The organism is Streptomyces sp. NBC_00490 (assembly GCF_036013645.1).
Classification (GTDB): Bacteria; Actinomycetota; Actinomycetes; order Streptomycetales; family Streptomycetaceae; genus Streptomyces; species Streptomyces canus_F.
This window is the reverse complement of sequence record NZ_CP107869.1, coordinates 4,734,472-4,761,192: the sequence shown is the minus strand read 5'-3', so window position 1 is coordinate 4,761,192 and position 26,721 is coordinate 4,734,472. Positions and strand designations below refer to the sequence as shown.

Annotated in this window: 28 protein-coding genes and 1 tRNA gene; 10 read left to right on the top strand and 19 right to left on the bottom strand. The window is 70.3% G+C overall.

The window, feature by feature from the left end; all coding sequences use genetic code 11:
• Window positions 1–8: 8 nt before the first annotated feature.
• Window positions 9–794, bottom strand: a complete 786-nt coding sequence (locus OG381_RS21420; protein WP_327717681.1) for an SDR family oxidoreductase — start codon at window positions 792–794, stop codon at window positions 9–11.
• A 77-nt stretch (window positions 795–871) separates the two neighbouring features.
• Here OG381_RS21420 and OG381_RS21415 point away from each other — a divergent pair, with 77 nt between their 5' ends.
• Window positions 872–1,711 carry a hypothetical protein gene (locus tag OG381_RS21415; protein ID WP_327717680.1) on the top strand — a complete coding sequence of 280 codons (840 nt, stop codon included), beginning with the start codon at window positions 872–874 and terminating at the stop codon, window positions 1,709–1,711.
• Between the two features lie 108 nt (window positions 1,712–1,819).
• Here the strand turns inward: OG381_RS21415 and OG381_RS21410 are convergent, their stop codons facing one another.
• From OG381_RS21410 to OG381_RS21400, 3 genes are all read right to left on the bottom strand, one after another.
• Window positions 1,820–2,011: a DUF397 domain-containing protein gene (locus OG381_RS21410; RefSeq protein ID WP_327717679.1), complete on the bottom strand. Its 192-nt coding sequence runs from the start codon at window positions 2,009–2,011 to the stop codon at window positions 1,820–1,822.
• Between the two features lie 231 nt (window positions 2,012–2,242).
• On the bottom strand, window positions 2,243–3,100 hold the full coding sequence (locus OG381_RS21405; protein ID WP_307029421.1) for a helix-turn-helix domain-containing protein: 858 nt from the start codon (window positions 3,098–3,100) through the stop codon (window positions 2,243–2,245).
• A gap of 347 nt (window positions 3,101–3,447) precedes the next feature.
• On the bottom strand, window positions 3,448–4,203 hold the full coding sequence (locus tag OG381_RS21400) for a GOLPH3/VPS74 family protein (protein ID WP_307029423.1): 756 nt from the start codon (window positions 4,201–4,203) through the stop codon (window positions 3,448–3,450).
• 1,060 nt (window positions 4,204–5,263) lie between these two features.
• Between OG381_RS21400 and OG381_RS21395 the strand changes: the two genes are divergently transcribed.
• Window positions 5,264–7,726 (top strand): D-alanyl-D-alanine carboxypeptidase, encoded by a 2,463-nt coding sequence (locus OG381_RS21395; protein WP_443062035.1) that lies wholly within the window; start codon window positions 5,264–5,266, stop codon window positions 7,724–7,726.
• Between the two features lie 205 nt (window positions 7,727–7,931).
• Window positions 7,932–9,803, top strand: coding sequence for an MFS transporter (locus OG381_RS21390; RefSeq protein WP_327717676.1), 1,872 nt, complete (start codon window positions 7,932–7,934; stop codon window positions 9,801–9,803).
• Window positions 9,804–9,810: 7 nt separating this feature from the next.
• Here OG381_RS21390 and OG381_RS21385 read toward each other — a convergent pair whose 3' ends face one another.
• From OG381_RS21385 to OG381_RS21375, 3 genes are read right to left on the bottom strand one after another with little or no spacing between them, the layout of a single operon-like run.
• Window positions 9,811–10,677 carry a MerR family transcriptional regulator gene (locus tag OG381_RS21385; protein WP_327717675.1) on the bottom strand — a complete coding sequence of 289 codons (867 nt, stop codon included), beginning with the start codon at window positions 10,675–10,677 and terminating at the stop codon, window positions 9,811–9,813.
• 56 nt (window positions 10,678–10,733) lie between these two features.
• Window positions 10,734–11,240, bottom strand: coding sequence for a glutathione peroxidase (locus tag OG381_RS21380; protein WP_327717674.1), 507 nt, complete (start codon window positions 11,238–11,240; stop codon window positions 10,734–10,736).
• Window positions 11,241–11,249: 9 nt separating this feature from the next.
• Window positions 11,250–12,233 (bottom strand): helix-turn-helix domain-containing protein, encoded by a 984-nt coding sequence (locus OG381_RS21375; protein ID WP_327717673.1) that lies wholly within the window; start codon window positions 12,231–12,233, stop codon window positions 11,250–11,252.
• A 71-nt stretch (window positions 12,234–12,304) separates the two neighbouring features.
• Here OG381_RS21375 and OG381_RS21370 point away from each other — a divergent pair, with 71 nt between their 5' ends.
• On the top strand, window positions 12,305–13,543 hold the full coding sequence (locus OG381_RS21370; protein ID WP_327717672.1) for an MFS transporter: 1,239 nt from the start codon (window positions 12,305–12,307) through the stop codon (window positions 13,541–13,543).
• Here OG381_RS21370 and OG381_RS21365 read toward each other — a convergent pair.
• The 5 genes from OG381_RS21365 to OG381_RS21345 form a co-directional block, all read right to left on the bottom strand.
• Entirely contained in the window at window positions 13,436–13,678 is a 243-nt protein-coding gene (locus OG381_RS21365; protein WP_327717671.1) for a DUF397 domain-containing protein, read from the bottom strand. The genes OG381_RS21370 and OG381_RS21365 overlap by 108 nt on opposite strands.
• A 20-nt stretch (window positions 13,679–13,698) precedes the next feature.
• On the bottom strand, window positions 13,699–13,875 hold the full coding sequence (locus OG381_RS21360; protein ID WP_327717670.1) for a DUF397 domain-containing protein: 177 nt from the start codon (window positions 13,873–13,875) through the stop codon (window positions 13,699–13,701).
• Window positions 13,872–14,705: a helix-turn-helix domain-containing protein gene (locus tag OG381_RS21355; protein ID WP_327717669.1), complete on the bottom strand. Its 834-nt coding sequence runs from the start codon at window positions 14,703–14,705 to the stop codon at window positions 13,872–13,874. The genes OG381_RS21360 and OG381_RS21355 overlap by 4 nt, the downstream gene beginning before the upstream one ends.
• A 109-nt stretch (window positions 14,706–14,814) precedes the next feature.
• Window positions 14,815–15,243, bottom strand: a complete 429-nt coding sequence (locus tag OG381_RS21350) for a hypothetical protein (protein ID WP_327717668.1) — start codon at window positions 15,241–15,243, stop codon at window positions 14,815–14,817.
• A 1-nt stretch (window position 15,244) separates the two neighbouring features.
• Window positions 15,245–16,240: a toll/interleukin-1 receptor domain-containing protein gene (locus OG381_RS21345; protein WP_327717667.1), complete on the bottom strand. Its 996-nt coding sequence runs from the start codon at window positions 16,238–16,240 to the stop codon at window positions 15,245–15,247.
• A gap of 185 nt (window positions 16,241–16,425) precedes the next feature.
• Between OG381_RS21345 and OG381_RS21340 the strand changes: the two genes are divergently transcribed.
• From OG381_RS21340 to OG381_RS21320, 5 genes are all read left to right on the top strand, one after another.
• Complete coding sequence (locus OG381_RS21340; protein ID WP_327717666.1) at window positions 16,426–17,538, top strand: GNAT family N-acetyltransferase; 1,113 nt, start codon at window positions 16,426–16,428, stop codon at window positions 17,536–17,538.
• Window positions 17,539–17,650: 112 nt separating this feature from the next.
• A complete protein-coding gene (locus tag OG381_RS21335; protein ID WP_327717665.1) occupies window positions 17,651–18,889 on the top strand; it encodes a DegT/DnrJ/EryC1/StrS family aminotransferase in 1,239 nt (412 codons plus the stop codon).
• A gap of 164 nt (window positions 18,890–19,053) precedes the next feature.
• The gene (locus OG381_RS21330; RefSeq protein ID WP_327717664.1) at window positions 19,054–19,419 is read left to right on the top strand and encodes a hypothetical protein; all 366 of its coding nucleotides are present in this window, start codon (window positions 19,054–19,056) and stop codon (window positions 19,417–19,419) included.
• Window positions 19,420–19,421: 2 nt separating this feature from the next.
• Window positions 19,422–19,877: a hypothetical protein gene (locus OG381_RS21325; protein WP_327717663.1), complete on the top strand. Its 456-nt coding sequence runs from the start codon at window positions 19,422–19,424 to the stop codon at window positions 19,875–19,877.
• Between the two features lie 50 nt (window positions 19,878–19,927).
• Complete coding sequence (locus OG381_RS21320) at window positions 19,928–20,311, top strand: peptidase inhibitor family I36 protein (protein ID WP_327717662.1); 384 nt, start codon at window positions 19,928–19,930, stop codon at window positions 20,309–20,311.
• An 82-nt stretch (window positions 20,312–20,393) separates the two neighbouring features.
• On the opposite strand, the gene OG381_RS21315 is transcribed toward OG381_RS21320, so the two are convergent.
• The 5 genes from OG381_RS21315 to OG381_RS21295 all read right to left on the bottom strand — a co-directional run bounded on the left by OG381_RS21315 (window position 20,394) and on the right by OG381_RS21295 (window position 23,309).
• The gene (locus tag OG381_RS21315) at window positions 20,394–21,158 is read right to left on the bottom strand and encodes a hypothetical protein (protein ID WP_327717661.1); all 765 of its coding nucleotides are present in this window, start codon (window positions 21,156–21,158) and stop codon (window positions 20,394–20,396) included.
• 119 nt (window positions 21,159–21,277) lie between these two features.
• Window positions 21,278–21,952, bottom strand: a complete 675-nt coding sequence (locus OG381_RS21310; RefSeq protein ID WP_327717660.1) for a polysaccharide deacetylase family protein — start codon at window positions 21,950–21,952, stop codon at window positions 21,278–21,280.
• Entirely contained in the window at window positions 21,952–22,632 is a 681-nt protein-coding gene (locus tag OG381_RS21305; protein WP_327717659.1) for a glycoside hydrolase family 11 protein, read from the bottom strand. Before OG381_RS21305 ends, OG381_RS21310 begins: the two co-directional genes overlap by 1 nt.
• A 239-nt stretch (window positions 22,633–22,871) precedes the next feature.
• Window positions 22,872–23,015, bottom strand: coding sequence for a hypothetical protein (locus OG381_RS21300; RefSeq protein ID WP_327717658.1), 144 nt, complete (start codon window positions 23,013–23,015; stop codon window positions 22,872–22,874).
• Between the two features lie 72 nt (window positions 23,016–23,087).
• Complete coding sequence (locus OG381_RS21295) at window positions 23,088–23,309, bottom strand: hypothetical protein (RefSeq protein WP_266891077.1); 222 nt, start codon at window positions 23,307–23,309, stop codon at window positions 23,088–23,090.
• A gap of 305 nt (window positions 23,310–23,614) precedes the next feature.
• Between OG381_RS21295 and chvE the strand changes: the two genes are divergently transcribed.
• Window positions 23,615–24,712, top strand: a complete 1,098-nt coding sequence (chvE, locus tag OG381_RS21290) for a multiple monosaccharide ABC transporter substrate-binding protein (protein WP_327717657.1) — start codon at window positions 23,615–23,617, stop codon at window positions 24,710–24,712.
• A 56-nt stretch (window positions 24,713–24,768) separates the two neighbouring features.
• On the opposite strand, the gene OG381_RS21285 is transcribed toward chvE, so the two are convergent.
• Together OG381_RS21285 and OG381_RS21280 are read right to left on the bottom strand one after the other, a co-directional pair.
• Window positions 24,769–24,844 (bottom strand) — tRNA-Arg (locus OG381_RS21285).
• 109 nt (window positions 24,845–24,953) lie between these two features.
• The gene (locus OG381_RS21280; RefSeq protein WP_327717656.1) at window positions 24,954–26,720 is read right to left on the bottom strand and encodes an IclR family transcriptional regulator domain-containing protein; all 1,767 of its coding nucleotides are present in this window, start codon (window positions 26,718–26,720) and stop codon (window positions 24,954–24,956) included.
• Between the last annotated feature and the right edge of the window lies 1 nt (window position 26,721).

Genomic DNA, 26,721 nt, shown 5'->3' with positions numbered 1-26,721 from the left:
ACATGAACTCACCGCATCAGCTCCCCGGCGTTGACCAGCAGTGATTGTCCGGTGATCGCCCGCGCCCGATCCGACGCCAGGAACACCGCCGCGTCGGCCACATCCCCGTCCGTGGCGAGGTCGGGCAGGGCCATGCGCTCGGTGAGCCTCACCTTCACCTCGGACTCCTCGATCCCTTCCGTGTGCGCGGTGAACTGGACGTACGCCTGCACCGGCGGCCCCCACATCCAGCCCGGCAGCACGGTGTTGACCCGGATCCGGTGCGGCCCCAGCTCCCGTGCGAGGGAGTACATGGCACTCGTCAGCGCCCCCTTGGAGGCCGCGTACGCCGCCTGCCGCACCTGCGAGGGGGCGGCCACGGACGACTGCGTCCCGATGAAGACGACCGACCCGCCGCACCTCTTCAGCGCCGGCAGACACGCCCGCGTCATCCGCAGCGACCCCAGCAGGTTCACGTCGATCACCGACTGCCAGGTGGTGAAGTCCGCGTCCTCAATGCCGCCGAAGTAGCTGTCCCAGGCGGCCACATGGACCACCGCGTCGATCCGCCCGAACCGCTCGCCCGCCAACTCCGCCAGCGCCACGCACTGTCGCTCGTCGGTGATGTCCGTCGGCCGGTACGCCGTGTGCGTCCCGTCCGGATCGATCTCGGCGGCGCTCTTGGCGAGGTTGGCCTCGGTGCGCGCCCCGAGCACGGCGTTCCCGCCGTCGCGTACGACGGCGGCGGCGACCTGGTGGCCCAGTCCGGCACCGACGCCCGACACGACCACCGTCTTGCCTGTGAGCAGTGGCATAAGACCCCTCCCTGACCCTGGCGGTATATCTGACGGGGCGTCAGAGTATGGGCGAGTCACCCAGGAAGGGGAAGGGAATGAGCGAAGAGACCCGCAGTCAGACGTACGCCGAACTGGCCGCCGTGGGCCCGTACGGAGTCCGCCCCGGCCATGCGCTCATCACCATGGTCGAGCCGCATCCGGGCCACGAGTACGCGTACAACCGCTGGTACGAGGACGACCACTACTACGCCGGCGCGATGGCGATGCCCTGGATGTACGCCGGGCGCCGCTGGGTCGCCACCCGGGACCTCCAGCTCCTGCGCTACCCCGAGAAGTCGGCCATCGCCCAGCCGGTCACCGCTGGCTGCTACATCTCGACGTACTGGATCACCGACGGCCGCTACGACGACCACATGAAGTGGACCGTCGGCATCAACAAGCGCCTCAACCGGGACGCCCGGGTCTACCAGGACCGCACGCACGTCTTCACCGCGTTCCAGGACCACGAGGCGACGGTCTACCGGGACGGGGCGGCCGGGCCCCGCGACTTCCACGCCCTCGACCACCCGTACAAGGGCCTGGTCGTCGAGGTGATCGACGCCGAATCGGCCGCACAGCGAGAGGAGTTGCTGGAGTGGCTGCGGTCCCGGCAGCTGCCGAAGCGGATCGCGGGGTCACCGGCGGCGATGGTGACGATCTTCAGGCCGACACCGCTGCCGGGCGACCGGATGACGTATGTGAAGCAGGTCGAGGGCGTGGACACCCGGCTGACGCTGCTGTGGTTCCTGGAGGCGGATCCGCGGGAGTGCTGGGAGGAGTACTTCACGGGCCTGGAGGAGCCGGTGGTCGAAACGGGCCTGGGGAGGGTGGAGTTGGTGGCGCCGTTCATCCCGACCGTGCCGGGGACGGACACGTACGTCGACCGTCTCCGGTAGGCCCGCGCCGGGACACAAGCCGAGCCCCCTCGGCAAGGACGGCGATCTGGTCGAGAGGGCTCTTCGGTGATGCTTGTGCAGTTGTGTAGTGCTCGGTCACTCGGCCATTTATGCCTTGACCGAGCCGACGAAGGCGTTCCACGCGTCCGCGGGGAAGGCCAGCGTGGGGCCGTTCTGGATCTTCGAGTCCCGGACGGCCATCGCCGACACGACAGGGGACTTGATCTCGACGCACGCGCCATTGCCCTGGGAGTAGGAGGACTTGACCCACTGGTCCGCGGCGCCCTGCTTGATTGCCATTTTCGCTCCGATTAGCCAGTTGCTGAGTTGCTGTCGCCGCGGCGTGCGGATGTCTCCATCTGCACGGCACGGGTTTGCGCCAACGTTGTTATCCGATGGCGTGATCGACGCTACTCGCCAACATCGGGGAGCGGAGGAAGTATTCACCCGGGCGGGTGGCATATTCCATTGGGGTCTTCCGCTGCGACCGGGCGAAGGTGTACCTTGCGGCGCCTTGCCTTACAGAGTGGGTCAGCGTGCGTAGTCCTTGGCGATACTTGAGATGAATTCCCGGCTTTGGTCCACATTCAGGGCCTGTGCTCGCAGATGTTCGTACATGACGCTGTACTTCTGAACGTCCTGCGCCTTCTCCAGGTACAGATCGCTCGTCACGCCCTCGATGTAGACCACGCTGGAATCGGCGGCATCGGGGAACTCGAGGATCGCGTACTGCCCACTCACCCCGGGGTGCGCGCCCATCGTGAACGGGATCATCTGCACCGTCACGTGCGGCAGTTGTGACATCTCGATCAGATGCTCCAACTGCTCGATCATCACCTGCCGGTTGCCGACCTCGCGGCGCAGCGCCGCCTCGTCCAGCACCGCCCACAGCCGGAGCGGGTTCTCGGCGGCAGAGATACGTTCCTGTCGGCGCAGCCGCACCTGGACACGCTTGTCGATGTCGGTGGGCGTCGCCTCGGGCAGCGCGCCGGAGATGAGGGACTCGGCGTAGGTGCGGGTCTGCAGGAGCCCGGGGACGACCTGGGGATCGTAGACGCGCAGACTCGCCGCGTCCGTCTCCAGGCCGATGTAGACGCTGTAGGGGATGTCGCCGAAGGAGTGCCACCAGCCCTGCTGGCGGCTGTCCTTGGCCATCTGCATCAGGGAGTCGACGATCCGGACGTCCTCCACCTCGTACACCCCGCACAGATCGCGGACGTCGCGCTGGCTGATGCTGCGCCGGCCGTTCTCCAGCCGGCTGATCTTCGACTGCGACACCAGAAGCCGTTCGGCGACTTCCTCGGCCGTCATGCCCTTGAGTTCACGGAGCCGGCGCAACTCCTGGCCGAGCCGGCGTCGCCTGACGGTGGGATTGACATTGGACGCCACGGGAACGTGCACCTCCGGCTGCGTGCCTTCGAAAATGGCCACTTTGCGTATCTGCTGTTGAGCAGACTGCCACCAAGGTGGTTTCTACCGCTGGGAAACAGTGGATATGCGCTGCGTACGCGCCAGTTCGCCATGATCACAAGGCAGTTGGCTTCTCCAGGGCGCAACTCGGCCAAGATCCGGGCACAAAAAGGCCGCGCGGGACGGCAGGACCGCGGTGTCCTCTCGGACACACGATCCCGCCGCCCCGCGCGGACCAGCGGCTCCCGATACCGGGTCTGGGGTACGCCGGAGGTGCGTGTGGTGCGTGGTGCGGTGCTACGTCGGTCGTGCCGTGGAACTGCGGCTCAGTGAGCCACGACACGCGCCATGGCACCGCGGCGCGGTTGCACCGGAACGCCGCGGGCGGGTTCCGGTGCCTGCCTGGCACCTGGTCCGGCCGGACGGCCGGTCGGGGCCGGGCTGCGGCGTGGCTGCGCGGCCACACCGTTCTGGACGTCCATCACGGCGTGCGCCACGAGACCGCCCATGGGGTCGTGCCTGATCAGGTCCCGCAGCCGGGAGCGAGAGGAGCGACCCTCGTTGCCCGGATACAGGTGCTTGCCCAGTCCGACCGCGTGCGCCAGGGCGGCGAGCGCCGCGGTCCGCGGGTCCGGCGGTACGCCGGTGCGGATCGCGGAGTCCAGTCGGGATCTGATCTCCCGGCTGATCTCGGTCTGACTCGCCTGGTAGCGAGTCGTCGGCAGCACTCCGCACATCTGGCCCGCCACGGCATGCACCATGCCGCACCGCTCCAGATGCGAGAGGTAGGTCTGGCGGAGCCCGAGACGCGGCCCGCCAATCCAGTGGATAGCGCGTACCGGAGCGCCACGCCTTCGCAGCAACTCCAACGCGCAGTCCAGTGTCGGATCTCCAGTCGGCCGTGGGGACACCACGGCGATACGATCCCCGTCTGGGGCTATCCGTCCGGCCAGCGCCAGCTCCACTAGCTGTGCTCCGGCCAGACCGAGGTCGAGCGACTGCGGCTGTGCGGTGGTACCCGTGGCCGGGTCCAGCGCCAGCAGCAGAAGCTCCTCCGGAAGTGTTCTGCGGCTCATGCCCATCCATGCCTCCCCGCGTGGATGAAAGACAGGGTGACCCCTCTCACATTGGTCTGTCGAGGGTGCGTGACCTGTTTGTAGTGGAACCGGTAGGTATGTCGTTCTCGTCTACCGCAGGAGCCAAGCCCTCACACAGGACACTGGTACATGGTTCGGACACCGTGGGGGAGCGGTGTCGGGGCGAGGCGGTCCATACGCGTTCACGGTTTAGGAGGCATCGGTGGCGGGCGAGTTCCCCGACAGGTCGAAGCAGCGCGAGTCGTCGGCAGAACCGACGTCGGGGAGCGCGAGTCCGGTTCCCGAAGCCCGGGGTGAGGTGCGCGACCCGCGCCTCGCGGTCGCCCGCGACACGGAGCCGCCCGCGGCCCACGGTGGCGTGGACACGGCGACCCGGGTCTTCTCGGCCCGCGACGTGGCCCAGGCCCGAGCCGCGGCCAAGGACCCGAAGCCGACCCCTCCGGGCACGCCCGACGAGGACACGGCGACGGAGGACCCCCAGGACGCCGAGCCGACGGACGGTGCCGAGGGCGCCGCCGGTGCCGGGGCCCCGGAGGCTGCCGAGGGCGCGAAGAAAGCACCGGCGACCGAGGACGTCCAGGACGCCGTACCGACCGAGGGCGGGCCCGCGAAGGACGCCGAGGATGTCCAGGACGCGGTGCCGACCGGCGGTGCCGCGGGTTCGCGGGACGCGGAGGCTTCGGGGGCGACCGGTGAGTCGGCGTCTGCCGGGGCTCAGGGCCCCACAGGGGCTGTGGGCGCCCGTGCCGGGGTCTCGGAGGGCGCGGTGGCCGACGACGGGCCCGTGAAGGGTGCCAAGGGCGCCGCGGATGCGGCGGCGGCCGGTGAGTCGGCGTCTGCCGGGGCTCAGGGCGCCGAGGGCGCGGAGGATGCAACGGCGGCCCGGGATGCCCGGGACGCCGTGCCGAGCGACAGTGCTGGGGTTCCGAGGGACGTGGAGGCTTCGGCGGCGACCCGTGAGTCGGCGTCCGCCGGGGCTGTGGACCCCCGTGCCGGGGGCTCGAAGGCCGGCGAGGGTGTGGAGGGCGTCGCGGCGACCGACAGCGTGTCCGTGAAGGGCACGGGCGCCGAGGATGTCCAGGACGCGGTGCCGACCGGCGGTGCCGGGGGTTCGCGGGACGCGGGGGCGTCGGCGGCGACTGGAGAGTCGGCGTCTGCCGGGGCTGAGGGCGCCCGTGCCGGGGCCTCGGAGGGCGCGGTGGCCGACGACGGGCCCGTGAAGGGCGCCAAGGGTGCTGGGGACGCAGCGGTGGCCGACGACGTCCAGGACGCCGTGCCGACCGACGGCGCCGGGGGCGCCGCAGATTCTGCGAAGGACGCCGAGAGCGCGGAGGACGCGCCGGTGGCCGAGGACGTTCAGGACGCCGTGCCTGGCGATGGTGCCGAGCGTTCGCGGGACGCGGGGGCTTCGGCGGCACCCGAGGAGACGTCGCCTGCCGGGGACGACGAGAGCGCCACAGGGTCTTCGAAGGCCGGTGCCGGGGTCTCGAAGGGCGCCCGGGACGCAGCGGCGGCCGAGGACGTCCAGGACGCCGTGCCTGCCGAGGGCTCGCGGGACGGGGAGGCTTCGGCCGCACCCGAGGACGCGTCGCCTGCCGGGGGCAAGGGCGTTCAGGATGCCGAGCCGGCCGACCGTGCCGAAGGTTCGCGGGACGCGGAGTCATCGGCGTCGTCTGCCGAGGACGTGGGTGAGCCCGGCGGTGACGCCAGGTTGCGTGCTGCTGTGGCCGCCTGGGTGCGGTCCGGGGATTCTCCGGGGACGGCGGACTCGGGTGCCAAGGACGGTGAGCCACCGGCGAGCGCCGCGAAGGCCGACCCCCGCGCCACCAAGTCCCCGAGCGACGCCGTGGGCGCCCGTGAGGGGGCCGCGCAGGCGGCCCGTGCCACCACGGACCCCAGCGACGCCGTGGGCGCCCGTGGGGGGGCCGCGCAGGCGGCCCGTGCCACCGCGGGCCCCAGCGACGCCGTGGGCGCCCGTGAGGGGGCCGCGCAGGGAACCCGCGGCACCGCGGGCCCCAGCGACGCTGTGGACGCCCGTGAGGAGGCCGCGCAGGGGACCCGTGAGCCCGAGGAGAAGGCTGACGAGGCCGCGCCGGAGGCTGGGGCTCGTGTGGATCAGCCCACGACGATGCTCAAGCTGCCCAGCAAGTTCGTCGCGCTCAAGCCCGACGTCACCACCGCCATCCCCCAGGTCGGCCCCGAGCGCACCACCCAGCAGCCGCTCCCGCCCAAGCCTCCGCTGGACCTGCTGGCCGAGCTGACGAACACCCCGCCGCCCCCGCAGACACCGCTGCGGACCACGTTCCGGCGGGTCAAGATCTGGACCCCCCTCGTCCTGCTCCTCGCGGTGGTCTTCGCGGTCGCACAGTCAATGCGCCCCCTGCCCACCCCCACCCTGGAACTCACCGCCGAGGACAGCTACTCCTTCGGCGGCGGCAAGGTCGACATCCCGTGGCCCGCGGAGGGCCAGGCCGCCCTCGACGTCCAGGGCATCGGCAGCTTCGGCTCCTCCGGTGACCAGAAGCCCGTCCCGATCGCCAGTGTCGCCAAGGTCATGACGGCGTACGTCATCCTCCGCGACCACCCGCTCAAGAGCGGCGCCGCAGGCCCGAAGATCAAGATCGACCAGACCGCCGAGGCCCAGTCCAAGGCCGGTCAGGAATCGACCGTGAACGTGACCGCCGGGGACTCCATCTCCCAGCGCGAGGCCCTCGAGAGCATCCTGATCGCATCCGCGAACAACGTGGCGAGGCTCCTCGCCCGCTGGGACGCCGGCTCGGAGAAGGCGTTCGTCGAGAAGATGAACGCCGCCGCCGAGGACCTCGGGATGACGAACACGACGTACACCGACCCCTCGGGTCTGAACAACACCACCGTCTCCACCGCCGTGGACCAGGTGAAGCTGGGCAAGAAGGCGATGGAGGAGCCCGCGTTCCGCGAGGTCGCGGCGATGATGTCGTACGACGACTACAAGGGCGTCAACCACTCCAACTGGAACCAGATCGTCGGCAAGAACAACGTCGTCGGCATCAAGACCGGCACCACCACCTCTGCCCTCGGCAACCTCCTCTTCGCGGCGAAGAAAGAGGTCAACGGGGAGACCCGCACCATCGTCGGCGCCGTCGTCCGCCAGCCCGCCGGCGGTGTGGAGAACACCATCCTCAGCGCCGCCCTCACCTCGGGTGACCAGCTGATCCGGGCGGCGCAGGGCGCGCTGGAGTCCGCGACGATCCTCAAGAAGGGCGATGTCGTCGGCTACGTCGACGACGGCGTCGGCGGCAAGACCCCGGTCGTCGCGACCAAGGACGTCACGGCCGTCGGCTGGTCCGGGCTCACCGTCAAGCTGACCTTCGCCGCCGACGACGTACCGCACACCGCGAAGGCCGGCACCAAGGTCGGCACGCTCACCGTGGGTGACGCCTCGGCCGGTGCGGTGAAGGTGCCGGTCGCGCTGCAGAAGGACCTCGTCGAACCGGGCTTCACGGACAAGCTGACGCGCATCACCTGACCCGTAAGGCGGCTCGTACGGCAAAAGGGGAGCGAAGATCCTGTATGCACCCCGTCGACCGGGTACCCGTCAGGGCGCCCGGCGGCGGGCTGCGTGCTAGCGTCACGAATCGGGGCAGGTCGCCGCTCCCGGAGACGCAGCCGTGAACATGGCCGGAACGGGACGGGGCCGAGAACAGAAGACGGGACACGGGGAGTGCCTGAAGGTGGCCACAGCCGAGCCGACACGCGCCGACGACGCCGATCCGGGCCCGGGTACCGGCCCGCGAATACGTGTGCCCGCGCCGCGTGACGGCGGGGGACGCACGAGCAGTCCCGCGGAGGATCCCGCGGAGGAGCAGCCGTCGGCTGCGTCCACCGCCTTCCTCGCTCTGCGTGAGCGGCTGCTGAGACACCCGGTCCTCTCCCTCACCGCCCTGTCCGGTGTGCTCCACATCGTCTGGTTCTTCACCTTCGCCAACAGCGGCGGTGACCTGGCCGCACAGGACGCCTGGGCCGAGTTCGTCGGCCGCCACCCGGACTCGGCGTACAACCTGGCCTGGTACGGCGGGATGCACCCGGTTTCGTACAGCGTGGTGTCGCCGTATCTGATGTCGGTTCTCGGTGTTCGTACGACGATGATGATCGCGGGGACGATCTCCGCCGGGCTGCTCACGATGATCCTCATCCGCAGCCGGTCGGTGCAGAACCCGCTGTGGGCGGCGCTCGCCGGGCTCGTCGCCTTCCTCTGCAACGCCGCCTCCGGGCGGGTCACCTTCGGTCTGGGCACGGCGTTCGCGCTCGGCGCGGTCGCCGTCGTGTTCTGCTGGCCGCACCGCTGGCGCTACAAGCGGTGGGCGAAGGCGCTGTGCGCGGCCCCGCTGGCCGCGCTCGCGACGATGGCCTCACCGGTGGCGGGACTGTTCGTGGGACTGGTGGCCGCGGCGCTGTTCCTGCAGAAGCGGCGGCCGGGCGCGTGGGCGCTGGGGCTCGCGCCGACCGCGGTGGTCGCGGTGTCGGCCTGGCTCTTCCCGTTCTCGGGCACCCAGCCGATGGGGTTCGGCTCGGTGATCCTGCCGTTCTCGTACGGCGTCCTCGTCTGCGTGCTCGTCCCCAAGCAGTGGAAGACGGTCCGGCTGACGGCCGGGGTGTACGCGCTCGGTGTCGTCCTGGTCTGGCTGATCAGCTCGCAGATCGGGACCAACATCTCGCGGCTGCCGATGCTCTTCGCCGGGGTCGTACTGGTGGCGGCGCTGCCCTTCGCGGTGCCGCGCTCCCGCAAGTGGTACGCGATCGTCCTGTCGATCGCCGTGTTCACCGGCTGGATCGGGTTCAAGTCAATCGACGACGTCGTCCACACCACCCCGGCCGCCTCCTGGGCCCGCGAACTGGCCCCGCTCGTCAACGAACTCCAGGGGGTCGGCGCGGAGAAGGGCCGCGTCGAAGTCGTGCCCGCGCGCTCCCACCGCGAGGCCTCCGCGCTCGCCCCGTACGTCAACCTGGCCCGCGGCTGGAACCGCCAGGCCGACATGGAGCGCAACCCGCTCTTCTACGACGACACCCTGAACTCGGCGAACTACCACGAGTGGCTCGGCCGCTGGGCCGTGCACTTCGTGGTGCTGCCGAAGGACGCGCCCGACGGGGACGGCGGGGAGCGCGAGCGGGAGCTCGTGCAGCGCGGGATGCCGTACCTCAAGCAGGTCTGGGGCGACGCCAACTGGCAGCTGTTCAAGGTCACCGACCCGGCCCCGCTCGCCGAGCCCGACGCGGTCGTAGAGCGCGCCGAGCAGGGCGAGTGGACCCTTCAGGTGACCAAGCCGGGCCGGATCCTCATCCGCATCCCCTACTCGCCGTGGCTGAGCATCGTCGACGCCGAGGGCAAGAGCCTGGAGGGCCCCCGGGAGACGGAGGCGTCCAAGGACCGGCCCGACGGCGAGCCGAAGTCGTTCGACAACGTCAACGGCTGCCTGATGGAGACGGAGGAGGACGTCCACGGCGACAAGTGGACCGAACTGCTGGCGCCGAAGGCGGGGACGTACCGGTTGGCGGCGCCCTATCAGCTGCCGCGCGGGACGCCGTGCCCCGACGAGCTGAAGTGAGCGCGGCTCACTTGACCGGGAACGCCACGTCGCACACCGCGTCGTCCGGTCCGGCCGCGTCCCAGTCCGCGAAGTAGATCTCCCGGCAGGGCCCGGCCTGTTCCAGGCCCTGCGCGGTGATCCACTCCTCCACCGCCTCGAACGCGGCCAGGATCTGCGGATGGGCCACCTGGGCCTTGGTGACACGCGTGTACGCGAACCGCTGGGCCGGCTCGACGCGGACCTGGGTCTCCCAGGCCCGCCCGTGCTCCGCCGCCCACGCCCGGGCCGCGGCCTCGTCGGCGACCGGCACACAGGACTCGGCGGGGCCGTCGCTCTCCATGGAGACCTCGGAGTAGTAGACGACGAACGGCGCCGCCGTCACGCCCCCGCACTCCCGCGAGGCCCGCTCCAGGCGCCCCAGCGACGCCCCGATCCACGCCGGCAGCTCGTCCGCCAGCGTGTGCCGCTTCTCGGCGATCACCACCTGCTCCGGCAGCCGGACCGTCTCCACCACGAACTTCCCGTACATCTCGGAGCTCCTCCCCGACAGTCGTCCACGGAGGAACTCGGCGAGCGTCCGCTGCCCCGCCACCCGCGCCTCGACGTCCGCCCAGTACGCGGCCAGCACGTCCGCGCCCGCGGCCCCGCCCGCCTCGACCACCTCGGCGATCCGGGCGAGCGGCATGTCGAGCTGCCGCAGCAGCGCGACGAGCCGGGCGCGCTCGACCTGGCCGGCGCGGTAGTAGCGGTAGCCGCTGGCCTCGTCCACCTGGGCCGGGGCCAGCAGGCCGAGCCGGTCGTACAGCCGCAGAGCCTTGGCCGAGAGGCGGGCCCGCGCGGCGAACGCGCCGATGGTGAGCAGTTCGTCGGTCACCGGTTCATCCTCCGTCACCGGACGGCTTCCTCCGCCCGGTGATCAGGAGGTTCGGCTCTGCCCCAAGGGCAAGGTCAACCGGCGAGCTGCGCCTCCACCGCGGCGACCAGTTCGTCCGACTCCGGCTCGGTCTGCGGCGAGAAGCGGGCGACGACCGTGCCGTCGCGGCCGATGAGGAACTTCTCGAAGTTCCAGCGGATGTCCCCGGTGTGCCCCTCGGCGTCCGCGAAACCGACCAGACGCTCGTAGAGCGGGTGCCGGCCCTCGCCGTTCACCTCGACCTTCTCGGTCAGCGGGAAGGTCACGCCGTACGTCGCCGAGCAGAACTCCGCGATCTCCTCGGCGCTGCCCGGCTCCTGCCCGAGGAACTGGTTGCAGGGCACGCCGAGGACGGTGAAGCCGCGCTCGGCGTACCGCTCCTGGAGCTTCTCGAGCCCGTTGTACTGCGGGGTCAGCCCGCACTTGGAGGCCACGTTCACGACGAGAACGGCCTGGCCCGCGTACTGGGAGAGGTCGGCGGAGCCGCCCTGGAGGGTGTCGATGTCGACGGCGAGGGGGGAGGTGCTGTCAGAAAGCGTCATAAGCGGATGCTAACTCCGGTAAGTGTCGGGCCGACGTGAGGCCTCCACGAGCACGCTCCCCGCCGCCGTCCGCTCGTACAGCACCGACCGCCCCGCCCGCCGCCGCTCCACGAGCCCCGCGTCCAGCAGGACCCGCAGATGCCGGCCGACCGAGCCGAGGCTCTGCCGAGTGACGGCGACCAGCTGGGTCGTGCTCATGGGAGAGCCGAGCAGCATCAGCGTCCCGGCCCGCGCGGTGCCGATGAGCGCCCCGAGCCCGGCCGGCACGGGCCGCCGGTCGTGGTCCTCGGCGAGCACTCCGGAGCACGGGTAGACCACGGCGTACCGCTCCCGCCCCTCCCACGACACCCAGCCGCCTCCCGTCGTCACCGGGACGAAGGCCAGCTCCGCCCCGGAGGCGATCTCCCGCGGCGGATACTCGTGCAGGTTCACCTGGAACCGGCTCCCGCCGAGCCAGCGGGTCCAGGGCCGCAGCGAGTCCAGTACGGCGGCCCAGCCCCCTTGGCTCACCTGCGCGGTCCGCGCGACCACGTCGGCCTCCAGGACGCGCCGCCGACGGTCCCAGTACGGCCGTACGGTCTCCTCCCAGACGTACGTGAGGAGCGCGGCCGCCCGCTCGGGCAGGTCGTCCCGCTCCAGGACGGCGGGGAGCGGTCCGGCGAGGGACACCCGGAGGTTGGCGCGGGCCGCTTCGGGGTCGGCCGCCCGCACCCGGACCACCGTCTCCTCGAAGGTCTCCCCGGCGCACGGTGTGGGACAGAGGAAGTCGGCGATCCACGACCTGAGCCCGGCGTCGACGAGCGGTCCCGTTACCGGGTCGGCCGCGAGGAGGGCGCGGTAGCCGGGCAGGTGCGCGCGCAGCCAGGCCTCCTCGCCCGAGTGGGCGCCGACCCCCGCGTGCAGCAGCTTCAGGCTCGCGAAGGTCTCCGGGAACGGGGAGACCAGGAAGCGGCTGCGGGCGAGGGTGTCGGCGTCGATCAGCCACAGACCCATGCGTCGTACGACCTTTCGTGTCTGCGCGAAACATTAACGACCGGCCGGTGATCGATTCGAGACTCCCGTCCATGCGCAGCTACCGCGACCTGTTCCGCACCCCGGAGTTCACCCCGTTCTTCCTCTCCTACGCCGCCTTCAACGCGGCCCTGACGATCGGCGGTCTGTCGCTCGCGACGCTGGTCTACCGGGCCACGGACTCGCCGCTGCTGGCGGCGCTGAGCATGTTCGGCCCGCAGCTGGCGCAGGTGCTGGGCGCGACCTTCCTGCTCTCGGGCGCCGACCGGCTGCCCCCGCGGGCGACGCTGGCCGGCATGGGACTCGCCTTCGCGGCCCTCACGGCGGTGCTGGCCGTGCCCGGGCTGCCGGTCTGGGCGGTCTTCGCGGTGGTGCTGGTACAGGGCCTGATCGCGTCACTGGGCGGGGGAGTGACCGGCGGGCTGCTGAACGAGATCCTCCCCAAGTCCGGCTTCCTGCTGGGGCGTTCGATGTTCAACATGGCCTCGGGCCTGATGCAGGTCCTGGGTTTCGCGATGGGCGGCGCGCTGCTGGCACTGCTGTCCCCGCGCACGTGCCTGCTCCTGGCTGCGGCCCTGTACCTGACGGAGGCCCTGGGCCACCGCCTGGGCCTCACGGCCCGCCCGCCCCGCACCTCGGGTCGCCTCTCGGTCACGGCGACCTGGCGCAACAACGCCGTCCTGTGGTCCTCCCGCCCCCGCCGCCTCACCTACCTGGGCCTGTGGATCCCCAACGGCCTGGCCGTGGGCTGCGATTCCCTCTACGTCTCCTACGCCCCGGAGACGGCCGGCGCGCTGTTCGCGAGCGGGGCGCTGGGCATGTTCGCCGGTGACGTGTGGGTGGGCCGCTTCGTACGCCCCGCGCTGCGCCCCCGGCTGGCCACCCCGCTGCTCCTGCTGCTGGCGACGCCGTACCTGCTCTTCGCGTTCCACCCGCCGGTCGCTGTCGCGGCCGTGGCGGTATGCCTCTCCAACATCGGCTTCGCCGCGAGCCTGGTCCAGCAGGAACGCCTGATGTCCCTCACCCCGGACGACATGGCGGGCCACGCGCTCGGGTTGCGGTCGGCCGGGATGCTCACCATGCAGGGCGTGGCCGCGGCACTGGCGGGCACGGTGGCCCAACTGACGTCCCCGGCGACGGGGATGACGGTGATGGCGACGGGCTCGATCGCGGTGACGCTGGCTCTAGCGGCGGCCGGCAAGCGCGAGGAACGACGCCCAGCTGTCGGGCGTGACGGTGAGGGCGGGGCCGTCGGTGTGCTTGGAGTCGCGGATGTGGATGGTGTGGGGTGAGGCGGCGACTTCGAGGCACGCGCCGCCCTGCTCGCTGCTGTAGCTGGACTTGAACCAAGTGACGGCGACTTCGAGGCACTGACCGCCCTGGTCGCTGCTGAAGCTGGACTTGTACCACTGAAGTGCGGCGCTCATCGCTGCTCCTGGCGGTCGGTTCAACGGGCGAGTGCGAGGAACGCGGTCCAGGTGTCGCGGCCGACGGTGAGGGCGGGGCCGGTGGTGTGCTTGGAGTCGCGGATGTGGATGGTGCGGGGTGAGGTGGCGACTTCGAGGCAGTTGCCGCCCTGCTCGGTGCTGTAGCTGGACTTGAACCACTCAAGTGCGGTGCTCATCGCTCTCCTAGCAGACGGTCCAACAGGTCTCTGGACTCCTGGGGGTTGAGAGCCTGTGACCGCAGCATCGCATATTTGAGTTCCAGGACGGACACCTCGTCGGGGTCAGCGATCATCCAGCCTTTGCGCTGGCCCTCGACGTAGGCGAGGTGCTGGTGGTCGAGGGTCTCGATGAGAACGAAGGGGCCGGAGAGCCCGGCGTGAAAGTCCCGGCCCACCGGCATGACCTGGATCGTGATCCCGGGCAGGACGGCCCACTCACACAGGCGCCGCAGCTGTCCGTGGCGCACCTCGTCCCCGCCCAGCCGGTCCATGAGGGTCATCTCGGACAGGATGAAGGTGGCGGTCGGCGGCACCTTTCGGGTCAGGACCTCCTGACGCTCGACGCGCGCCGTGACGCGCTGCTCGATCTCGCCCTCCGTCAAGGCCGGCACCTCGTTCAGGAAGACCGCACGGGCGTACGCCGGGGTCTGCAGGAGGCCCGGCACGGCCTGGTTCTCGAACGACGACAGGGCCAACGCCTCCCGCTCCAGGTCGATGTACTCCTCCGCCCACCGCGGGAACAGGTCGACCTCGGGCATGTGCGCCAGCGCGACGGCCAACGCCCCCTTGGTGTCCAGGAGTTCGTCCAGCAGCGCGGCCAGATCCTCCTTCAGCGTCCGTCTGCCCTGCTCGATCGACGCGATGGTCTCCTCGTCCACACCCACCCGCTCGGCGAGCTCCACCTGCGTCAGCCCGGCCGCCCGGCGAAACGTACCGACGAGACTCCCGACCATCTTCACGGCGGACGCGTTCTTCCTCATCCGCGAGCTGCGGCTCTTGTTGCTCATGCGGAGGAACTGCCCATCAGGGGACGTACGTTCACCCGATGTCACCCGTACAAGAATTTTGTACGGGCTCAACGGGCCTGGGTGAGGGCGGTCTCCAGGGCCGGAGCGCTCATCGCTTCGACGGACCGTGACCGTCACCGGTGATGGCGATCCCGATGTTCCCGCCCGCCGCGACCGACCGCGTCCCCGACGCGATGACCGTCGTCGTCACCCCGCCTCCACTCGGCAGCAACGCGGCCAACTCCCCCTCCAGCTCGGGATGTTTCCGCAACGCCCGCCGGATCTCCTGCCGAAGCGCCCCCACCGCGTCCTCGTTCCCGGGCTCCGCGGCGGCCTCCTGGACCGCCTCCTCCAGCCCTTCGCGCCCCCGCTCGTCGACCCGCCGGTACGTCGCCCGCAGCAACCCCCGTCCGACCTCCGCCGCCGCCGTACCCGAGGCGCCGGCCGCGGCCTCACCCGTCAGCACCCCATCGCCGTACGCCCCCAACGACTCCCGCAGGAACGGCGTCATCCCCTGCACGAACTCGGCCTCCGCCATTTCACGTACCCCCGTTCCGCAAAGCTCCGGGTATCTCCTCCTGCCGCGGCGGCCAGCCCGGAATCACGTACGCCGCCCGGAAGTTGGCCACGAGCCACTCACGGCCCACTCGCCTCATCAGCAACGACCGCTCCGGCGAGTCCCCGTCCGACGAGCCCATCTCCACGATCGTGTGGTCGGGGCCGACCTGGCGCGGAGTCCCCACGGGACCCCAGGAGGACGGGTTCACGGCGGCGAAGTGGTCGCGCAGCACCTCCACCCTGCCCTCCAGCAGCAGTTCGGACAGCGCGTGCCGGGGCCGCTCCTCCGCCAGGGCGTTCGCCAGTTGGTCCCGGTCGTGGTCCCGGACCTCGGGGTGGGCGGAGTTGGCGGTGATCCAGTCCTGGGCGAGGGCGAGACGGAGGTCGGGGTCGAGCCGTCTCCAGACCTCCCGCCCGTTTCCCAGGTACAGGTCGATCTGCCAGTCCCGGGCCGCGTCCTCCGGCAGGGAGCCGAGCTTCACGGGAACGGCCCCGGGGCTTCCTCGCAGGACCCGGAGGAGCGGAGCGAGGTCCCCGTCACCGGTCTCGCCGATGACGTACGACGTCGTCAGGTTCAGGGGCACGGGGATCAGCCGCCGGTCCTCCTCCCGCAGCACGACCGGCAGGTACCGCGCCTTGTCCTGCCGCCCGTGGTACAGCCCGGCGGTGATCAGCCCGCCCTCCCACCTGACCCCGGACCCGACGCCCTGCGGTGAGTCCCGGTTGAACCGCTCCAGGTAGGTCTCGGTGACCACGACCAGTACGAAATCGGCCTTGGTCAGCTCCCGTCGCATCCAGTCCGGCCATGACTCGGGCGGCTCGTGCTCCTCGAACTGGTCGATCCAGGCGTCGATGCCCGCATGGCGGAGCCGGTTCGCGAGGTTGAGGACCGCCTTGCGGTGTCCATCGCCGTCGTGCGAGTACGAGATGAGCACACGGACAAGGACATCGGTGGCATCGGGTACGGGCGCGGCCATGAGATCAATGTAGGGGTCGCGCAAACGCGGAGGGAACGGAACCTCCCACTCCGTACGGTTCCGTTACGACAGGCACTCTTGACAGTCTGCGTACTGTTTCGCGACGTTTGAGCCTCACCGCACTCTGTGCGCGTGGCAGGGCGCGGTAGACGCGTCGTGGGGGGAACTGGGGGGAGCGGTCGCCCATGCGATCCACGAGCAACTCCATGAGAAACCGGATCACGATCCACAGACCCGAGGAGCTGGGCGGAGAGCTCCGTGCGGCCTGGCACCGGGTGGCGGACGAGTCGCCCGACTTCGGAAACCCGTTCCTGGCACCGGAGTTCGCGTCCGGGGTCGGAAAGTACCGCGGCGGCGCCCGGGTGGCGGTGCTGCACGATCACGGGGAGCCCGTCGGCTTCTTCCCGTACGAACGCAACGCCTTCGGTGTCGGCCGGGCCATCGGGCTCGGCCTCTCGGACTGCCAGGCGCTGGTCCACCGTCCCGGAGTCACCTGGGACACGGGTGAGTTGCTGCGGGCCTGCGGTCTCTCGGTCTTCGAGTTCGACCACCTGGTCGACGAGCAGAAGCCTCTCGGCCGATACGTCACCGGGACGTTCGCGTCCCCGGTCGTCGATCTGAAGACCGCCGAGGGGACGACGTATCCGGAGTGGCTGCGCGGCTCCTATCCGGGACTCGCCAAGACGGTTCTGAAGAAGGAACGGCGGCTGGCCCGCGACCTCGGCGAGCTGCGGTTCGTCTTCGACGAGCGGGACCCGGCGATGCTGCGGCAGCTGATGCGGTGGAAGTCGGCCCAGTACCGCCGCACGGGCCGAATGGACCGCTTCGCCCGCCCCTGGATCGTCGCTCTCACCGACCACTTCTTCCAGGTGCGCGAGGAGCACTTCACCGGCGTCCTGTCGGTCGTCTACGCCGGTGACCGTCCGGTCGCGGCCCACTTCGGCCCCACCTCGCGCACCGTGTTCGCGGCCTGGTTCACGGCGTACGACCCAGAACTCCGGTACTACTCACCGGGGTTGATCATGCATCTGCGGATGGCGGAGGCGGCGGGCCGGCAGGGCGTACGGGTGATGGACCTGGGGCGCGGCGACAAGGAGTACAAGGACTGGCTCAAGACCCGGGAACTGCGCGTCGGTGAGGGTTTCGCGTACCGGCCCCACCCGGTCGCCGCGACCCACCGGCTGTGGCGCAGACCGGTCAGGGGCCTGCGGAACACGGTGCTGGCGCATCCGCGGCTGCGGGAGCCGGCGGACCGTCTGCTGAAGACGATCGGCGGTCTGCGCGCGAAGACGCGCTGAGCCGGTCGTCCGGCCTTGCGTCCGAGAGCGTGCAGCGCTCCCGGGTGCCCCTTCGGAGATCCCTCTCGCGAGGCTCCGACCCCTTCATGACTCCTTGCTGGAAGAGGTGACGATGCCGTACGGATCGCGGCTCGCCGCGACGATGACACGGCGGCTCGGACGGGAATGCGTCTACACGCCCTCGGCGCGACTGGCCCTCTACCTGGCCCTGCGGCGCTGGTGCCGCCCAGGCGGCCGGGTCCTGATGTCCCCGGTGAACGACGACGTGATCCTCTTCGTCGTCCTCGCGGCCGGTCTGCGCCCGGTCCAGGCCCCGGTGTCGCCGTGGGACGGCAACATCGACCCGGCGGCCGTACCGGAGTCCACCTGGCGCGGTGTGGACGCGGTGCTGACCACGAGCCTGTACGGGATGCCCGACCGGATCGTCGAACTGCGGGACCGCTGCGAGCAATTGGGGATACCGCTGATCGAGGACGCGGCGCATGCGATCGGCACGCACGTGGACGGGCAGCCGATCGGTACGTTCGGCAAGGCGGCGGCCTTCAGTCTCTCCAAGCACGTGGCGGGGATGGCGGGCGGCTTCCTGGCGGTCGAGGACGCGCGGGCGCGCAGGGAGCTGGAGCTGCTGCGGGACGACCTGCTGACACCGGCGAGGCTGACCGCGGACCTGTCGACGGCCCTGCGCCCCCTGGCCCGTTCCACGGTCCGCGCGCTGCATCTCGTACGCCCCACCTGGCGCACCATGCAACGCCTGGGCCTGCTGGAACGCGACGCCTTCCGCATGTCCCTGCACGCACCGAGGCTGTCGCTCTGTGCCCACGAGGCCCCGAGCCTGCTGCCGTACGACCCCTGGATCCGCGTGGACCTGCACGACTACCGCGCCCGCCACGGGCGGCTGGTGCGGGCGGGCCTGAACCTGCGCATGAACATGCTGGACGAGAACCTCTCCCGCCGCAGGGAGGGCGTCACCCTGCTGTCGGGCACCCCCTGGGCCTCCCCGGCCCTGAACGGCCGGGCGGCCCACCACGGCCCCCTGCCCCTGTTCCGGGTCCCCCTGCTGGTCGAGGACCGCGACGCCCTCGTGGAACGCCTGGTCAGCCACGGAATCGTCTCCGGCTACATCTACGACCCGCCCCTGGACGACTACGCCGGACCGGAGTTCACCGACCCGTCCCCCGACCCCACCGCGGCCCGCTGGTTCGCCTCCCACGTCCTCCCGGCAGACCCCCTGCTGGCCCGCAGAATGACAAAAGCCCTGACCAAGGAACGCACAAAAACAGCCCACCCACCGACCCCGACCCCCACAAACCCCATCCCGGACACCACCCCACCGGCACCACTGGGCCAGTGATTCGACCTGCCGGAAGGGGTGAGGGGGTGGAAGCCGGGGGCATCGGATTACCGCGATACGACTACTCACCGTAACGAGTGGTGCCGACGTTCACGGTGTGTAGTGGGGATGGGGCGCGGGAAGGCAGCGCGTGCACCTTCCAACCCCTGTCCCCAGAGGTCCCCTTGAGACGTTCGGCTGCCCTCGCTCTGCTGTGCGCGGCGCTTGTGCCCACCCTCGCCCCCACCCCCGCCTCGGCCCTGCCCGGTTATGTCTGCTTCTGGCCCGAGCCGGGGGAGACCGGCGCGGGCGGCGGCTGGTGCTACGACCCCGGGCGCGGCGGCTTCGCCGTACCCGCCGACCGTGTGCTCCGGCATGCCAGGTCGTTCGGCTCCCAGGTCGACAAGACCGTGTACGCCCTCTACCTCCCGGCCCACGGCCCCTGTCTGCAGCGCGTGATCCGCGGCGGCGACTACTCCGAGAACTGGGAGTGGTGGGACAAGCTCGACGCGGTCGACACCACCCCGCACGCCGACTGCCAACCGGGGTGAGGGTGAGGATCGCCGCCGTGGCCTGTCTGCTGGCCGCGCTGACGACGGCCTGCGGCACCGCACGCGAACCGGCCGTGTCGCTCACCCCGGACGACACCATCAAGGCCGCCCAACTCCTGCTCACCGACCGCTGCTTGACCGATCGCGGCCTCACCCCGCCCCGGCCCGGCGGCCCGGCCCCGAGCAGCCGCGTGGACAGCGCGCTGTTCGGCACGGGCCGGCCCGAGCTCTCGGTGAAGCTGCCCAGCGGTCTCGTCGTCGCCCACCACACCGACGGCTGCCTCGCCCGGGCCGAACGCCGGCTCTACGGCGACCAGCGGCGCTGGTTTCGGGCGGTGACGCTTGTCAACAACCTCAAGTCCCGTGCTCCACAACGGGATCGGGCGGCCTACCGGCAGTTGCGGACGCACGCGCTGACCGAGGCGAGAGCGCTGCTCAGCGCCGCACACCACCAGTGACCAGCCACCAGTCGGCACCAACCCCAAGAACGCATGGAAAGGCACCCTTCATGAAGCAGTCCGCAGCCCTCGTGGCGGCCGCCCTGCTCGCCGCCGCGGCGAGCCTGACCACCGCCACCCCGGCCTCGGCGGCAAACTGCCCCAGCGGCAACTTCTGCGTCTGGACCGACGCCAACTTCGGCGGCCAGCGCATGAACGCCTCGGGCGACGACGAGTGGTGGGAGAGCTGGATCGCCGACACCGACTCCTCCTGGGCCAACCACGGCATCTCCGGACCCGGCGTCAAGGACCACGTCAAGGTCTACGAGTCCGCCATCCAGTTCCCCTCCACCGGCGGCGCCATGACGATCTGTCTGCGCCCCGGCGACGAGGTGGGCTACAACGCCACGGCCAACGACCGCGGTGACGCGCATGTGTGGTCGATGGGCTGCTGACCCGGACACGACGGAGGGCCGGTGCGCAGACCTCGATCTGCGCACCGGCCCTCGGCCGTACGGGATGCCGTACGGGATACGGTCAGCGCACGTCGACGAAGTCGCCGGTGGCCTTGACCGCGGCGGTCGTGGCGGTGCCGCCGAAGCTCCAGCGCCAGTAGCCGTCCTGGGCGGCCTTGACGGTCGTCCTCAGCTTGCCGGTGCTGTCGCTCGTCACGGTCTTGACCGTGGTGTACGTGGCACTGTTCTTCGGCCGGAACTGCAGCTTGACCGGCTGCGAGGTGTAGCCGGCGTACACGTACTTGTCCCAGTTGGCGCGGGCCAGTCTGCCCGTGACCGTGATCGTCTTGCCCTTGGTGACGGGCTCGGGCGAGGCGTCGACACCGAGCGTGGAACGCCGCTTCACGGGGTGGGTCTGGTAGACGCCCCCGTAGTAGTCACCGTCCTTGGCCTGGAACTGGACGTACACGTCCCAGGGTCCCGCGAGGGTGTTGCGGGGCAGGTCGATGTCCTTCTCCAGCTTGACGCCGAGCTTGCAGTTCGAGGTCGTGGAGCTGGTGGCGGTGCACGTGGGCTTTCCGTGGAACGACCAGTAGTCGTCCCCCTTCTCGCGTTCGATCGCCAGGAACGCGAGGTCCTTGCTGATGCCGGAGTCGTCGGAGACGGTCACCGCGATCGTGAACGACTCCGTGCGGGACGTACCGAAGACGATGGACTTGCCACCGTTCACCGACACCTTCTCGATCACCACTCCCGTCTCGGCCGCGGACGCGGCCGGGGCGGTGAGCACGGAACCGGCAAGGAGGAGGGCGCCGCCGAGAGCGGCGCCCATGACTGCTGCACGCATGGATCCCCATTTGCTTCGAGCCGGCCGCCGACCCTGGAACCCCCCAGGTCACGGGCACGGCAGGTGCGGTGAGGATACGACATTCCCGCGTACGGCGGTCGGCTGCGCCCGCTCGGCCGCTAGCCCGGGGCCACGGCGCGGCCGGTCGTGGGGGAGATCATCCCGGAGCACAACCCCTTGGCGGCCAGCGTCTGGGCGATGCGCGGGATCGCCGCGCGGGTGTTGGCGGGCCAGTCGTGCATGAGGATGACCTGCCCGTTGGTGAGCCGGCCGGCCGCCGCGACGATCGCGTCGGTACTGGCGTTGTTCCAGTCCTGCGAGTCGACGTTCCAGATGATCTCGGTCAGCCCGTATCTGGACTCCACGGCCCTCACCGTCGCGTTGGTCTCGCCGTACGGCGGCCGGAACAGCTTCGGTGTGCCACCGCCCGCGTTCGCGATCGCCTGCTGGGTGCGGGAGATCTCCGAGTCGACCGTGGCCTGGCTCTGCTGGGTCAGATGCGGGTGCGTGTAGCTGTGGTTGCCGACCCACATCCCCGCGTTGACCTGCGCCCTGACCAGGGCCGGGTTGGCGGCGGCGTTCTGGCCCTGGTTGAACATGGTGGCCCTGAGGCCGTTCTGCGTCAGGGAGTTGAGCAGGGCGGTGGTGCCACTGCCCGGGCCGTCGTCGAAGGTGAGTCCGACGTATCCGGCGCAGGCGGCGCTCTGCGCGGAGGCAGTGGTGGGGACGGTGAGGGTGGCGGCGCCGGCCAGGGCGGCGGCGGCCAGTAACGGTAGGTGCGCCCGCGTCCTCATCAGGCCACCGTGATGCTGGAGTTGCCGCTGCTCTGGTAGCCCTCGGTCGCCATGATCATGTAGTAGCGGAAGCTGCCGAGGGTCATTCCGGCGCGCGCCCACGCGTCGAAGTGGTTCCCGGTGGTGATGGAACCACCGGTCCGCCTGGACTGCCGGACGCTCCAGTACTGGTTGAAGGTGCGGGTGCCTTCGACGGACGGGGCGTTGTACCGGGTGGTCTGGTAGATGTCGTACGTACCGCCGTCGCTGGTGACGTTGCCCTTGTACGTCCCGGTCGGCCGGTAGGTCCCCCAGCTGTCGACGATGTAGTACTCGACGAGCGGGTTCGACGTCCAGCCGTAGAGGCACAGGTAGGCGTTGCCGGACGGGTTGAAGGACCCCGAGTAGCTGACGGTCCTGCGACTGCCGTTGCTCCATCCCTTTCCCGCGACGAAGTTTCCGGTGTTGCGCCATGAGGTGCGGTAGTTCCCGCCGGAGCTCAGGGTCATGGAGACGGTTCCCGGTGCGTCGGTCCAGAACGAGTAGTAGTACCCGTTGTCCGTTCCGGTCTGGTTCGACGTGATCACCGTGTCCGCGTGAGCGGTTCCCGGCAGGGCCACTCCGGCCGCGAGCGCCAGCGCGGTGGTACCGGCACCGCTGACGAACGTCCTGCGGCTCATGGGTGCGGGTGCGTCGTTCATGTGCCTGCTTCCTCTCGTCGAGTAGCTCGGTCATCGACAGCTTTGGAGTGACCCTGACAACTGTCAATAGTTTCGGTAATTGTTTCGAAACGTTCGAGCGAGGAGAGGAAGGCTGGCGTCACTGTCTTGCCTGCTCAGCGCCCCTGTGTGAGGGATTGCGCCGATACTGGTCGACCATGCCTGCCTGGGCAAGATCAAGGCAGGGCTTCGACTTTACGAATGTTTCGGAGATTTTCCGATCAAGAGGAGGGCTGTGCGTCCTCGATCGGGAAGGTTTCGTCGTCCCCGAAGTCGGGGGCCTGGAAGGGGTTGTTCGCCGGGGGCGGCGAGGCCGCGGTGGCGGAGCTGGGCGACCCTTCCGGGGCGGAGAACAGCGAGTTCACGTCGATGAGAGATGTTCCGTTCGGTGTGGAGCCATGAAGAGAGCCACGGTGCCCTGACCGGGCACCGCGGTCCTACAGCTTGCTCATCTTGGTGTACGGGCTCAGGATCCGCTGTCGGACGGAGCCGAAATCGACGAACGCCGCGATTCCGTCCTCGATGCCGATCACGCGGCCGAGGCCGTACATGTCGTGGGTGACCTGGTCGCCCACCGCGAACTCCTTGGGCGGTGGTGCCACCGGGGCCTTGAAGGGGCTGGTGGGCAAGTGACGCTTCGGTGCAGATGGCTTTGTCATTGTGCCTAGTATGCGCCCGCGCGACCCCGCGCGGGGCAGTCGTCCATATCGGAGTGACGACGCTTTGATGACTCCTGGGCATGGCCGGGCCGCCACCAGGGCTCCTGATCTCCTCATCATCCCCTCTGATCGCACCTTTCTGTGACCGTTCCTGTTCACACCGTTGACACCACGTGCACCTCCCCTTACTGTCCTCGCCAATATTCCGATCATGCGACGACATTTCGAACGGCTTGAGTGAAGTCCGCCGGCTGATCACTCGCCCTTGACTGTCTCAACGACGAGAAGAACAAGGAACGATCACGATGCTCAATCGAAGAGCCGTCCTCGCCGGAGCCGCTTTACTCGCCTTCCCGTTGTCCGCCTGCGGCAAGGAGAGCGAGGGCAGCTCGGCGGGCACCTCCGGGGCCGGCTCCGTGGGCGGCACCGTCGGCATCGCCATGCCGACCCGCGCCTCCGAGCGCTGGCTCACCGACGGCAAGACCCTCGTCCAGGGCCTGAAGGGCATGGAGTACAAGACCAAGCTGGTCTACGGCGACGACGACCCGAAGGCCCAGGTCTCCCAGATCGAGAAACTGATCCAGCAGGGCGTCGACGCGCTGGTCATCGCGGCCATCGACAACACGTCGCTGAACGGGGTGCTGAAGAAGGCGGCCGCCGCGGAGATTCCGGTGATCGCCTACGACCGGCTCATCCTCGGCACCAAGGACGTCGACTACTACGTCTCCTTCGACAACGAGATGGTCGGCCGGATGCAGGCCCACTTCATCATCGAGAAGCTCGGCCTGGAGGACGGCGAGGGCCCGTTCAACATCGAGCTGTTCGCCGGTTCCCCCGACGACAACAACACCAAGTACTTCTTCGACGGGTCGATGGCGCTCCTCCAGCCGTTCCTGGACAGCAAGCAGCTGATCGTCCCGTCCGGCCAGACCGAGCTCGAGAAGATCACCACCCTGCGCTGGGACGGGCCCACCGCGCAGAAGCGCATGACCGACATCCTCAACGGGTCCTACGGCACCAAGAAGGTCGACGCGGTCCTGTCGCCCTACGACGGCATCTCCAGGGGCGTCCTGGCCGCGCTGACCCTGGACGGCTACGGCACCGGCGCCAAGCCCCTCCCCGTCGTCACCGGCCAGGACGCCGAACTGGCCTCGGTGAAGTCGATCATCGCGGGCGGGCAGTCGCAGACCGTCTACAAGGACGTCCGCCGACTCGCCGACGCCGCCGCGAACATGGTCGACGAGATACTCAACGACCGCGTGGTCTCGATCGACGACTCCGTGACCTACAAGAACGGCGTCAAGCCCGTACCCGCCGTCCTCCTGCAGCCCACGAGCGTCGACAAGTCCAACTACGACGTGCTGATCTCGGACGAGTACTTCACCGCCGACGAACTCAAGTAGCGGCGCGAGCCCGACGCGAAAGGCCCCGGACCATGATCGGTCCGGGGCCTTTCGGGTGGTGCCCTCGGCAGGATTCGAACCTGCGACACCGGCTTTAGGAGAGCCGTGCTCTATCCCCTGAGCTACGAAGGCATGGTGCGGGCCGGTAGGCCCGTGGCACCGCGGCCAGTGTAGCGGGTGACGGGTCGGCGATCAGCGGGTTGGGGGCGGGCCGCAGAGCACGACTCGGCCGTCCAGGACCTCACGCCGTCGGCACCCGCGTGAACCTGCCCGCCGTGTGGAAGTCCCGCTCGATGGCCGTCGCCGTCGCCCGCAGTTCGGGCAGCAGGTCCGTCACGCACTCCGCGGGCGTACGCCTGGTCGTGTGCATCGCCGTGTTCAGGGCCGCCACCACCCGGCCCGTACGGTCCCGCACGGGAACCGCGATCGAGCGCAGGCCCTCCTCCAGTTCCTCGTCGACGAGGGCGTGGCCCTGGGTCCGTACGTCGGTGAGGACCCGCGCGAGCGCCCTGGGGTCCGTCAGGGTGCGGGACGTCAGCGGGCGCAGCTCGCCGAGTGTGCGCCGTGCCGCGGGGACGTCGGAGAGGAGCACACGGCCCATGGAGGTCGCGTAGGCCGGGAGCCGGGTGCCGACCGTGAGGTTCACGCTCATCACGCGGTTCGTCGCCACCCTCGCCGTGTACTGGATCTCCTCGCCGGAAGGGGTCAGCACCGCCAGCGACGCCGACTCGTGGATCCGGGACGTCAGCGCCATCAGATGCGGTGTCGCGATCTGCGGCAAGGACGTGCGGGACAGGGGCGGGAAGCCGAGCGACAGCACCCGGGGCGTCAGCGTGAACGTGCGGTGCGGGGTCGCCGTCACCAGGCCCAGGTGCTCGTAGGTGATCAGGGCCCTGCGTGCCGTCGCCCGCGCCAGGCCCGTCGCCTTCGCCACCTCCGTCAGGGTCAGGGAGGCCCGGCCCTCGCCGAAGGCGGTCAGGACCGTCAGACCCCGGGCCAGGGACTCGATGAACTCCCTGCCGAGTTCCTGCTTGGACGCGCCGGTCCAGATCGCCAGCCCCGACGGGGTCCCGGTCACGGCGGGCTCCGTCTCCCGCAGCTCCCGCTCCATGTCCGCCACCGCCGCCCGCAGCCGCGGCAGCAGGGTGTCGCGCAGGCCCGCCGCGGTGTGCCGGCTGGTGTGGCTCACCACGCTCGCCGCGCACGCGATCCGTCCGGTACGAGGATCCCGTACGGGGACCGCGACCGCCACCAGACCCGGTTCGATCAACTGGTCGTCCAGGGCCCAGCCCGCCGAGGCGGCGTCCCGGACCCGCTGATCGAACTCCTCGTCCGGAGCGGCGTGTTCACCGAGGTCCGCGCTGAGCGGCCCGTGCCGCTCATCCCCGCGGACCTGCTCTTCTGCCGGGGCCCCGGGGGTCGCCCCCCGGAAGGACGCAGCCCGCGGGGGTACGGCCGGGAAGCCCTGGTCCCGGGGGTCCGCCGCCCGGCGGGCGCGCCAGGCCCGCCACTCCGGCTCGTCCCACTCCGCCGCGAACAGGGCGCCGGGCGCGGTGCGTTCGGCCGGGAGCAGGTCGCCGATGCGGAAGCTCAGGGACATCGCGCGGCGGCGGGTGGCCTGGTGGATGAAGCGGATGCCGTCGCGGTCGGCGACCGCCAGCGACACGGACTCGTCCAGCTCGTCGGCGAGCGCGTCCGCCCGCCCCGACAGCAGCGCCGGCAGGCGCAGGGCGGCCAGATAGGCGTTGCCGAGTTCCATCAGACGGGGGGCGAGCAGCACGTCACGGCCGTCCAGGCGGACGTATCCCATGCGGGCCAGCGTCGAGTTGATGCGGTCGACCGTGGAGCGGGCGAGGCCCGTGGCCCGTTCCAGCGCGCTCGGGCTCAGGGTGCCGCCCGCCTCGGTGAGCTCCCGCAGCACGGCGACACCGCGGATCAGCGGCGTGACCGCCTCCGCGGGTACGGCGGCGGAGCCTGTCAGGGCGTCCATGGTCGTCTTCGCGGGCATC

Excerpts from the sequence above, each read along its gene's own strand:
- OG381_RS21345 (WP_327717667.1), bottom strand. The coding sequence starts at position 16,240 with ATGGCCGCGCCCGTACCCGATGCCACCGATGTCCTTGTCCGTGTGCTC.
- OG381_RS21315 (WP_327717661.1), bottom strand. The coding sequence starts at position 21,158 with ATGCGTGCAGCAGTCATGGGCGCCGCTCTCGGCGGCGCCCTCCTCCTT.
- OG381_RS21280 (WP_327717656.1), bottom strand. The coding sequence starts at position 26,720 with ATGCCCGCGAAGACGACCATGGACGCCCTGACAGGCTCCGCCGCCGTA.
- OG381_RS21340 (WP_327717666.1), top strand. The coding sequence starts at position 16,426 with ATGCGATCCACGAGCAACTCCATGAGAAACCGGATCACGATCCACAGA.
- OG381_RS21410 (WP_327717679.1), bottom strand. The coding sequence starts at position 2,011 with ATGGCAATCAAGCAGGGCGCCGCGGACCAGTGGGTCAAGTCCTCCTAC.
- OG381_RS21310 (WP_327717660.1), bottom strand. The coding sequence starts at position 21,952 with ATGAGGACGCGGGCGCACCTACCGTTACTGGCCGCCGCCGCCCTGGCC.
- OG381_RS21375 (WP_327717673.1), bottom strand. The coding sequence starts at position 12,233 with ATGGGTCTGTGGCTGATCGACGCCGACACCCTCGCCCGCAGCCGCTTC.
- OG381_RS21420 (WP_327717681.1), bottom strand. The coding sequence starts at position 794 with ATGCCACTGCTCACAGGCAAGACGGTGGTCGTGTCGGGCGTCGGTGCC.
- OG381_RS21360 (WP_327717670.1), bottom strand. The coding sequence starts at position 13,875 with ATGAGCACCGCACTTGAGTGGTTCAAGTCCAGCTACAGCACCGAGCAG.
- OG381_RS21415 (WP_327717680.1), top strand. The coding sequence starts at position 872 with ATGAGCGAAGAGACCCGCAGTCAGACGTACGCCGAACTGGCCGCCGTG.
- OG381_RS21365 (WP_327717671.1), bottom strand. The coding sequence starts at position 13,678 with ATGAGCGCCGCACTTCAGTGGTACAAGTCCAGCTTCAGCAGCGACCAG.
- OG381_RS21355 (WP_327717669.1), bottom strand. The coding sequence starts at position 14,705 with ATGAGCAACAAGAGCCGCAGCTCGCGGATGAGGAAGAACGCGTCCGCC.
- chvE (WP_327717657.1), top strand. The coding sequence starts at position 23,615 with ATGCTCAATCGAAGAGCCGTCCTCGCCGGAGCCGCTTTACTCGCCTTC.
- OG381_RS21335 (WP_327717665.1), top strand. The coding sequence starts at position 17,651 with ATGCCGTACGGATCGCGGCTCGCCGCGACGATGACACGGCGGCTCGGA.
- OG381_RS21380 (WP_327717674.1), bottom strand. The coding sequence starts at position 11,240 with ATGACGCTTTCTGACAGCACCTCCCCCCTCGCCGTCGACATCGACACC.
- OG381_RS21370 (WP_327717672.1), top strand. The coding sequence starts at position 12,305 with ATGCGCAGCTACCGCGACCTGTTCCGCACCCCGGAGTTCACCCCGTTC.
- OG381_RS21295 (WP_266891077.1), bottom strand. The coding sequence starts at position 23,309 with ATGACAAAGCCATCTGCACCGAAGCGTCACTTGCCCACCAGCCCCTTC.
- OG381_RS21305 (WP_327717659.1), bottom strand. The coding sequence starts at position 22,632 with ATGAACGACGCACCCGCACCCATGAGCCGCAGGACGTTCGTCAGCGGT.
- OG381_RS21400 (WP_307029423.1), bottom strand. The coding sequence starts at position 4,203 with ATGGGCATGAGCCGCAGAACACTTCCGGAGGAGCTTCTGCTGCTGGCG.
- OG381_RS21350 (WP_327717668.1), bottom strand. The coding sequence starts at position 15,243 with ATGGCGGAGGCCGAGTTCGTGCAGGGGATGACGCCGTTCCTGCGGGAG.
- OG381_RS21320 (WP_327717662.1), top strand. The coding sequence starts at position 19,928 with ATGAAGCAGTCCGCAGCCCTCGTGGCGGCCGCCCTGCTCGCCGCCGCG.